At 70.7% G+C, this 12374-nt stretch carries 11 protein-coding genes; 9 read left to right on the top strand and 2 right to left on the bottom strand.

What is annotated here, in order from left to right; genetic code table 11:
• The 7 genes from ACFOW8_RS12250 (at window position 1) to ACFOW8_RS12220 (ending at window position 8243) form a co-directional block, all read left to right on the top strand.
• Window positions 1-930 (top strand): ABC transporter permease, encoded by a 930-nt coding sequence (locus ACFOW8_RS12250; RefSeq protein ID WP_378550200.1) that lies wholly within the window; start codon window positions 1-3, stop codon window positions 928-930.
• Between the two features lie 259 nt (window positions 931-1189).
• A complete protein-coding gene (locus ACFOW8_RS12245; RefSeq protein ID WP_378550197.1) occupies window positions 1190-3790 on the top strand; it encodes an ATP-binding cassette domain-containing protein in 2601 nt (866 codons plus the stop codon).
• A 52-nt stretch (window positions 3791-3842) separates the two neighbouring features.
• Entirely contained in the window at window positions 3843-4571 is a 729-nt protein-coding gene (locus ACFOW8_RS12240; RefSeq protein WP_378550194.1) for a lytic transglycosylase domain-containing protein, read from the top strand.
• Window positions 4572-4685: 114 nt separating this feature from the next.
• Window positions 4686-5972 carry a phosphopyruvate hydratase gene (gene eno, locus ACFOW8_RS12235; protein WP_378550190.1) on the top strand — a complete coding sequence of 429 codons (1287 nt, stop codon included), beginning with the start codon at window positions 4686-4688 and terminating at the stop codon, window positions 5970-5972.
• A gap of 32 nt (window positions 5973-6004) precedes the next feature.
• Window positions 6005-6589 (top strand): FtsB family cell division protein, encoded by a 585-nt coding sequence (locus ACFOW8_RS12230; RefSeq protein ID WP_378550187.1) that lies wholly within the window; start codon window positions 6005-6007, stop codon window positions 6587-6589.
• Window positions 6586-7107, top strand: coding sequence for a DUF501 domain-containing protein (locus tag ACFOW8_RS12225; protein WP_378550184.1), 522 nt, complete (start codon window positions 6586-6588; stop codon window positions 7105-7107). The genes ACFOW8_RS12230 and ACFOW8_RS12225 overlap by 4 nt, the downstream gene beginning before the upstream one ends.
• Window positions 7108-7292: 185 nt before the next feature.
• Window positions 7293-8243, top strand: a complete 951-nt coding sequence (locus tag ACFOW8_RS12220) for a Ppx/GppA phosphatase family protein (protein WP_378550181.1) — start codon at window positions 7293-7295, stop codon at window positions 8241-8243.
• 96 nt (window positions 8244-8339) lie between these two features.
• On the opposite strand, the gene ACFOW8_RS12215 is transcribed toward ACFOW8_RS12220, so the two are convergent.
• Window positions 8340-8990, bottom strand: a complete 651-nt coding sequence (locus tag ACFOW8_RS12215; protein WP_378550178.1) for a hypothetical protein — start codon at window positions 8988-8990, stop codon at window positions 8340-8342.
• Window positions 8991-9579: 589 nt separating this feature from the next.
• Between ACFOW8_RS12215 and ACFOW8_RS12210 the strand changes: the two genes are divergently transcribed.
• Window positions 9580-10815, top strand: coding sequence for a cytochrome P450 (locus tag ACFOW8_RS12210; RefSeq protein WP_378550175.1), 1236 nt, complete (start codon window positions 9580-9582; stop codon window positions 10813-10815).
• A gap of 276 nt (window positions 10816-11091) precedes the next feature.
• Complete coding sequence (locus ACFOW8_RS12205; RefSeq protein ID WP_378550172.1) at window positions 11092-11676, top strand: TetR/AcrR family transcriptional regulator; 585 nt, start codon at window positions 11092-11094, stop codon at window positions 11674-11676.
• 21 nt (window positions 11677-11697) lie between these two features.
• Here ACFOW8_RS12205 and ACFOW8_RS12200 read toward each other — a convergent pair whose 3' ends face one another.
• Window positions 11698-12276 (bottom strand): carboxymuconolactone decarboxylase family protein, encoded by a 579-nt coding sequence (locus ACFOW8_RS12200; protein WP_378550169.1) that lies wholly within the window; start codon window positions 12274-12276, stop codon window positions 11698-11700.
• Between the last annotated feature and the right edge of the window lie 98 nt (window positions 12277-12374).

Genomic DNA, 12374 nt, shown 5'->3' with positions numbered 1-12374 from the left:
GTGCAATCCTTCGCCCTGCTCGTGTTCCGGCGGATCGCGCTGCTGGTCGCGCTGCTCGCCGTCGTCTTCGTCGCGGTGGATCTGCTTCCGGGCAGCGCGGCCCGCTCGGCGCTCGGCCGGGACGCGAGCCGAGCCGAACTCGTGGCGAAGGAGCACGAGCTCGGCCTCGACCGGCCGCTGCCGGTGCAGTTCTGGCACTGGATCTCCGGCGTGGCGACCGGTGATTTCGGGCAGACCGCTCGCGGAGGTTCGGTCGGCGCGCTGCTGGCCGACAGGTTTCCGCAGACCATGCTGCTCGGCGGCATCGCCCTGCTGCTGACCGTGGTGACATCGTTGGCTCTCGGCTGCTGGTGGGCGCTGCGCCCCACCGCGTTCGGCGCGCGCCTGCTGCAGCCGGCGACCACGATCTCGGTCGCGGTGCCCGAATTCGTGTGCGGCACCGTGCTGATCCTGGTCTTCTCGCTGGCGACCGGACTGCTGCCCGCGGTCACCATCACCGACCGCTCGGGCTTCCCCGCCGGACCGGAGATGCTGATCCTGCCGGTGCTCGCGCTGGCGATCCCGCAGATCGGCTGGAACTCCAGGGTGGTGCGCTCGGCCCTGCGTGATGCCGCCGCCGCGCCGCACGTGGAAAGCGCTGTGCTGGAAGGTATTCCATCCAGTGCGGTGCTGTGGCGGCATCTGCTGCCGTTCGCCGCGCCCACTATCGTCGCCGGGTACGCGACCTCGGTCGGCATGCTGTTCGGCGGCACCCTCGTGGTGGAAACCCTGTTCAACTATCCCGGAATCGGCGCGGTCCTCGCGGGCTCGGTCGCCGACCGCGACACCACGACCGTTGCCGCCGTGGTGGCGCTGACCGCCATCGTCACCATGGCGCTGCTCGCGGTGGCCGATGTGGTGCGGAGCTGGGCGTCGGTGGGTGCGCGATGAGGATCATGGTCGCGGCGGCGCGACTACCGCGCTCCCACCGCGATGCGTCGGTTGCTAGAGCACACGCTTGCCGCCCACAAAACGCTCTGCTGCCCCGAATTTCAGCAAATCGGTGCGATTGTGTGCGCGCAGCGCGGCGCCGGTGGACGACGGCTCGGCCGCGGCCGGGAATCAGCGTTCGGCACCGCGCGCGGGAGGTCGTCCAGAAATGCGGTCGGGATGCGCGGATCGAGCTCCGGTGGCACGGGGTGGTGAAGTGATGGACATCGAACGTGCGAGGGTCCACGGGGTTGCGGTGCGGCGCCGTGGTGTTCGCGTGGCCGGCTGGTGGCGATGGTCGGTCGGGGCGGCGGTGGCGCTGGTGCTGCTGCTCGCGGTGGCCGGGCCGTTGCTGGCGCCGTACCCCGCGGAGCGGGCTGTCGGAATGCCGTTCGCCGAGCCGGGTGGTGCGGCGCTGCTCGGGACGGATCGCCTCGGCCGGGATGTGCTGAGCCATCTGCTCACCGGCGGTTTCGAGCTGCTGATGGTGTCGGCGGTGATCGCGGCGACAGTGACCGTGCTTTCGGCCGTGCTCGGCGCGGTGGCGGCGGTCCGGCCGCGGGCGGCGGCGGTGATCGCGCTCGGCGGGGATCTGCTGATTCTGCTACCCGCTGTGCTCGGCATCCTGCTCGTGCTGACCGCGTGGCCGCAGGGCGGAGTTGGCGCGTTAATCGTCGTTTCGCTGCTGTTCGGGGTGCCGTATTGCGCCAGGATCTTCGCCGCCGCCGCGGCGGGGATCGCGGCGAACGGGTATGTGGAGGCGGCGATCGCGAGCGGGGAATCGCTGCCGCACCTGGTCTTCCGGGAGATCCTGCCCAACCTGCGCGCCGTCTTCACCACCCAGCTCGGCCTGCGTTTCGTCGTCGCGGTCTATCTCGTCAGCACCGTCGCCTTCCTCGGTGTCCCCGCCCTCGACGACGACAACTGGGCGAACATGGTCCGCGACAACGCCTCCGGCCTGCTGCTGAACCCCGTGGCCGTGCTCGCGCCGAGCGCCGCGATCGCGGTGGTCGCGGTGGGCGTCAACCTGGTCGTCACCGGCGGCATCGCCCGAAACCCCACCGTCATCGCCGCTGGCCAGCGGGCCTGCGCGGACGATGCGCGAGCGACCGCGGCCGACGCCGATCAGCTCGAGGCGGACGGCCGACCGGAATCCGGCGCGGATGTGGTGGTGGTCGAAGGGCTGAGCGTGGTCGCCGAGACCGGTGCGGTGTTGCTGGCGCCGTTGTCGTTCCGGTTGCGGCCGGGGACCGTGACCGCGCTGACCGGAGCATCGGGCGCGGGGAAGTCGACGGCGATGCGGGCGCTGCTCGGGCATATTCCGGCCGGGGCACGGCGCGCAGGCTCCGTCCGGGTAGCGGGGCACGAGGTGTTCGCGCTTGATCCCGGTGCGCTGCGGATGTTCCGGCGCACCCGCATCGCCTATGTCGGCCAGGACCCCGGTTCCGAGCTGAACCCGCTGCTGCGGGTCAGGACCGTGCTGGCCGAGGCCGCGCCGACCGCCTCCGACGCCGACCGCCGCGCCGCCGTCGAACGCGTCGGCCTCGACCTCACCCACCTGCGCCGGCGCTGCGGCCGTCTCTCCGGTGGACAGCAGCGCCGGGTAGCCCTGGCCCGCGCCTTCCTGCGCCACCCCGAGGTCGTCGTGCTCGACGAACCTCTCGCAGGCCTGCACGGCGCCCTCCGCACCGAGATCGCCCGCCTCATCTCCGACCTCGCCACCGACAGCTCGACCGCCGTCCTCCTCTCCGGCCATGACACCACCACCATCCACGCCATCGCCGACACCGTCATCGAAGTCCGCCCACCCGGCGGATGGGCGGATGGGCCGGGCTCGGGCGTGGGTCGGATGTCGACCGGGTCGGATCGGCCGGGCTCGGGTGTGGGGCAGACGTCGACCGGGTCCGCGGTCGGGCCCGGCGCCGACACGGGTGGGCCCGCGGGGAACTCGGCGGACCAGGCCGACCCGACGATGCCGAACGGCCGCCCAGATCCGTCCGGCGCGGTCGGACAGCACGGCGGACCTGTCGACGTCGCGGTGTCGCTCGGCAGCGATGCGGGGCAGCGCCGTGGCCGCGACGGGGACGCCACAGCCCTGCGCGCCGACGGGATCTCCGCCACCGTGGACGGACACCCCATCCTCACCGGCATCCATTTCACCGTGCGCCCCGGCGCCGCGCTGGCCGTCGTCGGTCCGTCGGGAGCGGGCAAAACCACCCTCGCCAGGGTGATCGCGGGCTTGCACCGGTCGGCTTCGGGGACCATCGAGGTCAGGGGCACCCGCATCCCGATCGGACGGAAGCGGCGAATCACGGCGGGGGCCAACGGGATCGCGCTGGTGACGCAGAATCCGCTGGCGGCGCTGAATCCACAACGCACCGTCGGCCAGACTCTCGCCAGGCCACTGCGGCGGATCGCGAGGGTGCCAGACCAGGACATTCCGGCGCGGGTCGAATCCTTGCTGCACGCCGTGGAACTCCCCGCGGACTTCGCCACCCGCCGACCCGGCGAACTCTCCGGCGGCCAACGCCAGCGCGTCGCCCTCGCCAGGGCACTCGCCGCCGACCCGGCCGTCCTGATCTGCGACGAGATAACCACCGCCCTCGACTCCGCCACCGCCACCGCGATCATGACCCTGCTCGACCACCTGCGCGCCACCAGGGACACCGCGGTCGTGCTGATCAGTCACGACATGGCGTTGGTCACCCGGCACTGCACCGTCCTCGTCGTCCTCGACCAGGGCCGGATCGTCGAATCCGGCACCACCGCAACAGTGCTGAGCGCGCCGTCGCACCGGGCCACCGCCGACCTGCTCGGCTGACCCGCACTCTGAGAACTCCCTGTGAGAGGTGCCGACCCGGCACCGGATCTGGATGATTGGTTACGTGTCTGTGAAGAAAGCCGGCGTGCTCGCCGCGGTCGCGCTGACCACCCTGCTCGCGGGGTGCAGCTCGCTCGCCTCGATCCCCGGCGATATGCCGCCAGGGCCGGGCGCGGCCCTGCCCGCGATCGATATCGATGCGCCGGGCCGGGCCTCGGAGCAGTTGCGGGCGTGGGCGCAGGAGCAGTCCGGCGCGGTGGGGATCGAACCGGTGGCCCTCGAGGCGTACGGGTACGCGGCGGCGGTACTGGCCAGGTCACGGCCCGACTGCGGGATCGCCTGGACCACCCTGGCCGGCATCGCCAGCGTGGAGAGCGGGCACGGCACCCATCGCGGTGCGGGCGTCGACTCCGACGGCACCGTGCGCCCCGCGATCATCGGCGTCGCCCTCGACGGCACCAACGGCAACGCCGAGATCCGCGACACCGACGGCGGCAGCCTCGACGGCGACACCGTCTACGACCGCGCGGTCGGGCCACTGCAGTTCATCCCGGAGACCTGGCGGCGCTGGGCCGTCGACGCCAACGGCGACGGCGTGCTCGACCCGCAGAACATCGACGACGCGGCGCTGACCGCCGCCAAGTACCTGTGCGTCCGCGGCGGCGACCTGACCTCGGCCGACGGCTGGCAGCGGGCCCTGTTCGCCTACAACCAGTCGAACAAGTACATGCGGGTCGTGCGGGACAGGGCCGCCATCTACAGCATCGGACGCCGGGTGTAGTCGCGGTGCGGCCGGAGTGCCGGTTACCCCGCGACATGCCGAGACGATAGGCTCGGCTCCGCACGGACCATCCCGTGAGACCTACCGTGCCTTTCCGTCGTAAGGAGTCGTTTCGTGGCCATCATCGAACAGGTCGGAGCTCGCGAGATTCTGGATTCGCGTGGCAACCCCACTGTCGAGGTCGAGATCGCCCTCGATGACGGCACCCTGACCAGGGCTGACGTCCCCTCCGGCGCGTCCACCGGTGAGCACGAGGCGGTCGAGCTGCGCGACGGTGGCGACCGCTACAACGGCAAGGGTGTCACCAAGGCCGTCGAGGGCGTCCTCGACGAGATCGCGCCCGCCATCATCGGCCTCGACGCCGTCGAGCAGCGCACCGTCGACCAGGTCCTGCTGGATCTGGACGGCACCCCCGACAAGTCCCGCCTCGGCGCCAACGCCTTGCTCGGCGTCTCGCTCGCGGTCGCGCGCGGTGCCGCCGAGTCCTCGGGCCTGGAGCTGTTCCGCTACCTGGGCGGCCCGAATGCCCACGTGCTGCCGGTGCCGATGATGAACATCCTCAACGGTGGCGCGCATGCCGACACCGGCGTCGACGTGCAGGAGTTCATGGTCGCCCCGATCGGCGCGCCCACCTTCCGCGAGGCGCTGCGCTGGGGCACCGAGGTGTACCACTCGCTCAAGGCCGTGCTCAAGGAGAAGGGCCTGTCCACCGGTCTCGGTGACGAGGGCGGTTTCGCCCCCGACGTCGCGGGCACCGTGGAGGCGCTCGACCTGATCAGCCTGGCCATCCAGAAGGCCGGCTACAAGCTGGGCACCGACGTCGCGCTCGCGCTCGACGTGGCCGCCACCGAGTTCTACACCCCGGGTGCGGGCTACAAGTTCGAGGGCAAGGTCCGCACGGCCGCCGAGATGGGCGAGTTCTACGCCGACCTGCTCACCCGCTACCCGCTGGTCTCCATCGAGGACCCGCTGTCGGAGGACGACTGGGATGGCTGGGTCGCGCTCACCGACGCCATCGGCGACAAGGTGCAGCTGGTCGGCGACGACCTGTTCGTCACCAACCCGGAGCGCCTGGAAGAGGGAATCGCCAAGGGCGCGGCCAACGCGCTGCTGGTGAAGGTCAACCAGATCGGCACCCTCACCGAGACCCTGGACGCGGTGGAGCTGGCGCACCGCAACGGCTACAAGACCATGATGTCGCACCGTTCGGGCGAGACCGAGGACACCACCATCGCCGACCTCGCGGTCGCCGTCGGCTCGGGTCAGATCAAGACCGGCGCCCCCGCCCGTTCCGAGCGGGTCGCCAAGTACAACCAGCTGCTGCGCATCGAGGACGCCCTCGGTGACTCGGCACGCTATGCCGGTGACGTGGCCTTCCCGCGTTTCACCGGCGAGTTCTGAGCACAGCGATGAGATGACGGGGTAGGGAGCGAATGACCGAGCGACGTGCGCGTGGGACCAGTCCGGCCGGACGAGGCGACCGCCGCACGTCGCGGGCCGCGCGCTCCCGCCCCAGCCATCTCGATTCGCCGGGCCGCCCCGCCGCGGCCAAACGCACCACCCGCCGCCGCCCCGAGTCCACCGCGGGCGGTAAGCGCAAGCCGAGCGGCAAGCTCACCCGCAACGAACACACCATCCTCGGTCTGTCGACCGGCAAGGCGGTGATCCTCGCTGCCGTGCTGTGTGGTTTGGCGCTGACCTTGGCGGTGCCGACCCGCACCTACTTCAGTCAGCGCGCCGAGGCGGCGGCGCTGGCAGCGGAGCGTGCCGAGCTCGACGCCGACCTGGCCGCCCTGCGCGATCGCCGCGCCAAGCAGCAGGATCCGGCCTACATCCGCTCCGAGGCCCGCGACCGGTTGCGGCTGGTGATGCCCGGCGAAACCCCCTACATCGTGCAGGTTCCCGGCATCGAGGCACCGGCTCCGCCGCCGATGAGCACCCGACAAGCGGCGCCCGACCCCTGGTACACCGACCTGTGGCGCAGCATTTCCGAACCGGACCAGGAAGGACCGAGGTGACCGCACCGAACGAGCGCGATCTCGAGATCATCGCCCAGCAGCTGGGCCGCGAGCCGCGCGGAGTCCTCGCCGTCGCCTACCGCACCCCCGACGGTGTGCCCGCCGTGGTGAAGACCGCGCCGCGGCTGCCCGACGGCACCCCGTTCCCCACCCTCTACTACCTGACCGATCCGCGGCTCACCGCCGAGGCCAGCAGGCAGGAGTCGGCCGGGGTGATGCGCGAGATGACCGAACGGCTCGCCGCCGATCCCGAGCTGGCCGCGGCTTACCGCGCCGCGCACGAGAGCTACCTGGCCGAGCGCGACGAGATCGAATCGCTCGGCACCGATTTCACCGGCGGCGGCATGCCGGACCGGGTGAAATGCCTGCACGTGCTGATCGCGCATTCGCTCGCGAAGGGCCATGGACTCAACCCGTTCGGGGACGAGGCCGTGGCACTGGCCGCCGAGGCCGGACTGCGCGGCACCGCCATCCCGGCCGACTGGCCCGCGTCCCGCACGTCCGAGGAGCCCGCCTAGTCGACAGCCGGTCATTGTGTGAGCCGCGCGGTTCTCGCACCACCGGCGAGAAATCCGCCGGGCTCGCCGCTGATCACAATGCGGGCCGGCCGGATGCGGTGTCGAATGGCCGGGACCGGGTGGCAGCGCACCGGGCATAATCGCGAGCAGCGACCGGTGCGCAGCGCCGGAGATCAGGAGGAACCATGGGTGAGCGTATCGCCGCAGTGGACTGCGGAACCAACTCGATCCGTCTGCTGGTCGCCGAGGTCGGTGCCGATGGTGGCCTGTCCGATGTGCATCGGGAGATGCGCATCGTGCGGCTCGGTCAGGGGGTCGACGCCACCGGCAGGCTCGTACCCGAGGCGATCGAGCGCACCAGGGTTGCGCTGGCCGACTACGTGGATGTGATGCTCGCGCAGGGTGTTTCGCGAGTCCGGATGGTGGCGACCTCGGCCACCCGCGACGCAGCCAACCGGGACGATTTCTTCGGCATGACCCGCACCGAACTGGGCCGGGTCGTCAACGGCGCGGTGGCCGAGGTGATCACCGGCGACGAGGAAGCGCGGCTGTCGTTCGCAGGCGCGGTCGGCGAGCTGCCCGCCGAATCAGGACCTTTCGTCGTTGTCGACCTCGGCGGCGGCTCCACCGAGCTGGTGGTCGGCGACAGCGGCGGTGTGCAGGCGGCCTACTCCGCCGACATCGGTTGCGTGCGGATCACCGAACGCTGCCTGCCCGGCAACCCGCCGACCGCCGACCAGGTCGCCACCGCCCGCGAATTCGCCGCGAACAAGCTCGACGAGGCATTCGCCAAGGTGCCGGTCGACAAGGTCCACACCTGGGTCGGCGTGGCAGGCACCATGACCACCATCACCGCAGTTGCCCTCGACCTGCCCGAATACGATTCGGAGCGGGTGCATCTCACCCGGCTGAGTCTGGCCGAGGTGCACGAGGTGTGCGATCGCCTGATCGCGATGGACCACGATCAGCGCGCGGCCCTCGGCCCGATGCATCCCGGCCGGGTCGACGTGATCGGCGGCGGCGCGGTGATCACCGAGGTACTCGCCGACGAATTGGCCGGCCGCGCAGGCATTTCCGAGCTGGTCGTGAGCGAACACGACATCCTCGACGGCATCGCGATGTCGATCCTGCGCTGACCGGGCTGACCACACACCAACCGCCTCGAACGATCATTTCTCGACCGTTCGAGGCGGTTGTGTCCGCTCAGCGCGGGTGGATGGGCACCGGCTGCGTCAGGGCAGCACCTGCGGGATGACATCCGGCGCGACGGCACCGACCGCCGCGCCGATCAGCGCGCCGACGAGTGCGTTGGGCAGACCGATCAGCCCGACGCACGGCAGATACAGGATCATCGTGGTGATCATCGGCACGCACACCACGGCGGCGGCGATGAGGCCGACGCCGGCGCCGATCGCGGCGGCATTGTGGATCGGATCGGAGTTCTGCGCGGCCGGGTTGGTGGCGATCGTCTTCAGTTCGGTGGCAGCGGCCCGCGACACCTGCGGCGTGGCGGTGACGGTGCGCCCGTCGGCGGAGATGTCCGTGGCCACCGTGATGGTGTTACCGCCGACGGTGCCGAAGCTGGTCGGCACCTGAGCTACCGGGCTGCCGGTAGCGGATTCGACGGTGAGCGTGCCGTCTTCGCCGAGGACGAAGCGGCCGTCGTCCACCGTCGCCGTGACGGTCCGCAGGTCGGGGGCGACGGTCGTGCGGTAGCCGATGTTCTCGGTTTGCCCCGTCGAGGCCAGACCGGCGACGTAGCGCGCCTGCTGGTCCGGGGTGACATCCGCGGAGGCGGTCCCGGCGAACGTGACCGCGACGGCCAGCGGAAGAACCGCCGCGAGCGCACGTCGGCCCGCGCGGAAACTCGAGTTCTGGATCATGCTGGAGAATCTCCCTCACCGAACCCGCCCGAAGAATTCGCCAGCCCCGGGTGAATCCGAGATATTCGTGGTCGATGACGCAGGGGTATTCGGATCGGGAGGGGTATCCGGATGGGAACGGTCATCGGGTGGTGTCGCCGGGTTCAGCGGCGTCGTGGTCGCACCGGCGCCCGGTGGCGGCGGGTCGGTACCGGTTGGGCGGGTGGGGGCGAGTTCGGTCAGGAGCTCGCGGCGGCGTTCCGGCGTGATCCAGCACTACCGTTCCCGGCTCGGCCTGGAATGCGAGTCCCCACAGCAGTCGCGCGCCGTGCTCGTCGGACAGTACGTGCCGGGTGTCGTGGAAGCGGTTGGTGCTGAACCTGGCGTGGGTGCCCGGCCGCGGCGTCAGCACCGTGCGCACCCCACGGACTCCCCGCACGGCATGCCGGTGCAGTTTCAGTCCGTCTCCGGTGTACCGGGCGTTCCCCGGTCGCTGTCTTTTCATCCGCACAAGGAGGCCACATCCATGCTCCGCCGGGCAATCGCTTTTCCGGCAGGCAACCACACCGATTCGTGAGACATATAGGTAGAGATGTCTTACCGTAGAGTCATGAGCTCAACGGCGTCTCGCACGGTCGGATTCGAACTAAGCTCCGGGGAGACCTGGCGTGATCCCTGGCCCATGTACTCGGCACTGCGCGATCAGGACCCCGTCCACCGGGTGGTTCCCGCCGGTCGCGAAGCCGACGATTTCTACGTGCTGTCCCGGCACGCCGACGTGTGGGCCGCCGCGCGGGACCCGGAAACCTTCTCCTCCGCCTCGGGGCTGACAGTCGACTACGTCGACCTGGCGGCGGCCGGGTTCGGCGACGTGAAACCGTTCGTCTTCATGGACCCGCCCGAGCACACCGACTTCCGCCGTCGTGTCGCGCCGGGATTCACGCCGCGCCAAGTGAATTCGGTCGAACCGGCGGTGCGCAGGTTCGTCGTCGAGCGGATCGAGCGGCTGCGCGCCGACGGCGGCGGCGATATCGTGGCCGACCTGTTCAAGCCGCTACCGACCATGGTGGTCGCCCACTATCTCGGGGTCCCCGAACGCGATCACGGCAAGTTCGACGAGTGGACCGAGAGCATCGTCGGCGGCGCGGTGGCCGGAGCGGGCCTGGCCGCCGGTGACCAGCACGCCTTCACCGCCGTCGGCGAACTGGTCGGCTACTTCGGCGAGCTGATCGCGCGGCGCCGTGTCGAACCGGGCGATGACACCATCTCGCACCTGCTGGCCTCCGGCCTCGGCGCAGACGGCGACAACGACGGGTTGGTCGCGATTCTCGGCTTCGCCTTCACGATGATCACCGGCGGCAACGACACCACCACCGGCAATCTCGGTGGCGCGGTGCAGCTCCTCACCACCTACCCCGACCAGCGCGCGCGGCTGGTCGACGACCCGTCACTCATCCCCGACGCCGTCGAGGAATTCCTGCGCATGACCTCACCGGTGCAGGGTCTGGCCCGCACCACCACTCGCGACGTCGACCTGCACGACACCACGATTCCGGCGGGCAGGCGCGTCCTGTTGCTCTACGGCTCGGCCAATCGGGACGAGCGCGAGTTCGGCCCCACCGCAGCCGAACTCGATGTCCGCCGCAATCCCAAACGCATCCTCACCTTCAGTCACGGGCACCACCACTGCCTCGGCGCGGCCGCCGCCCGCATGCAGGCCAGAGTGGCGCTCGAGGAGCTGCTGACCCGTTGCCCGGAGTTCACCGTCGACCTCGACGCCGTGCGCTGGTCGCAGGGTAACTACGTGCGGTGGCCGGTCTCGGTGCCATTCCGGGCGGCGGCGTGACGTGCCGGCGAGCGGGGCGGCCGTCGCTAGGATGCGCGGTATGGGCGGTCGGCGGATAGTGGCGGCGCGGTGGCAACCGGTGGATCGCCAGCCGCGTCGCAAGGGGCCCGACAGGATCGGGCAGGGGCAGTGGGGGCGACTGTGCCCGGTACGCGGTCGGCGGCGGGTGGTGGCCTGTGACGGCCGCGTGGCTGCGCTGCGCAGTGGGAGGTCGGCAGCGGGGACCGGCGCCGTGGCCGGTCCGTGCTGGTCGCCGGTTGGCCAGGCAGGTGCGGAATGAGCGGTGATTGGCTGGCGACCGACCGTGCGGATCTGGCCGCCGAGCGCATCATCGACGCCGCAGCGCGGCTGTTCGCGGAGCGTGGTGTCGCGGCGGTCGGAATGCGCGATATCGCCGCGGCCGCAGGCTGCTCGCGAGCCACGCTCTACCGCTACTTCGAGAACCGGCAGGCCGTGCGGATCGCGTTCGTGCACCGCGAGACCCGCCGCATCGTCGCCGGGCTGGCCGAGCGGGTCCGCGACATCGCCGACCCGGGGGAGCGCATCGTCGCCGCGATGCTCGGCGCCATCGCCGCCGTCCGCGCCGATCCGCTGCTCATCGCGTGGTTCCGGCCCGGCGATTCGGGCACGGCGGGCCGGATCAGTCAGGATTCCGATGTCATCGAATCCCTCGCGGCGGCCATGTTCGCCGACGCCGACCTCAGCGACCCCGAACGCAGCAGGCTCGCCCGCTGGCTCACCCGCGTGATCGTCTCGTTCCTTGCCACTCCCGGCCGCGACGCCGCCGACGAAGCGGCCATGCTCCGGGAGTTCGTCGGTCCGATCATCACCCGCACGGCACCCGCCTGGGTGGACCGCTGAGGGTCACGACCCGTCGGCCGCCTACGACCCGTCGGCCGCCTTCGGCTCGTCCAGGTGCGCGGACCGCGGTTCCGGCATCGCGCACACCATCCCGTCGGCCATGCCGGTGGGCTGCACGCCGAGGCCCTGATTGAGCCGTGCCCGCTGGTTCTCCCACGCGATGGTCGCGGCCAGTTCGGTGAGCTGCGCCTTGGACAGGTGAGTGAGCAGCTCGGCGCGCAGATCGTCGAGCTCGACCGCCGGCGTGGTCGTCATCGCCTCGGCGAACGCCAGCACCAGCTTCTCCAGCTCGGTGTAGGCGTCGCTGGTCCGGTAGCGGGGCAGATCGATGATCTGCCGTTCGGTCAGTCCGGCGGTATGGGCCAGGGCCGAGCCGATGTCCAGGCAGAACTGGCAGGCCACCAGTCCCGCCGTCTTCAGTTCAGCGAGCTCCTTGAGCCGGGGATCGAGCCGGTTGCTGAACAGCAGGGCCGTCTCGTAGGTCATGGTCGCCGCCGCGAGCTGCGGGCGCCTGCCGAGCCACCCGACCAGATCGCCGCGATGGCGCCGCGCCTGCCCGATCGCCTTGGCGTATCCCCTGATTCGCTTGACCACTCGCATCGATACCACCCCTTTGTGTTGACGATCAGTCTCTTGTGAACCTACGCCCCGAACCGGATCACGGGAACCGTGTCAGGGGCCACGATCGGCAATAAATA

It is taken from the genome of Nocardia rhizosphaerae (assembly GCF_042650365.1).
GTDB lineage: Bacteria > Actinomycetota > Actinomycetes > Mycobacteriales > Mycobacteriaceae > Nocardia > Nocardia rhizosphaerae.
The sequence above is the reverse complement of the archived record's forward strand: the minus strand, read 5'-3'. Positions and strand labels throughout refer to the sequence as shown.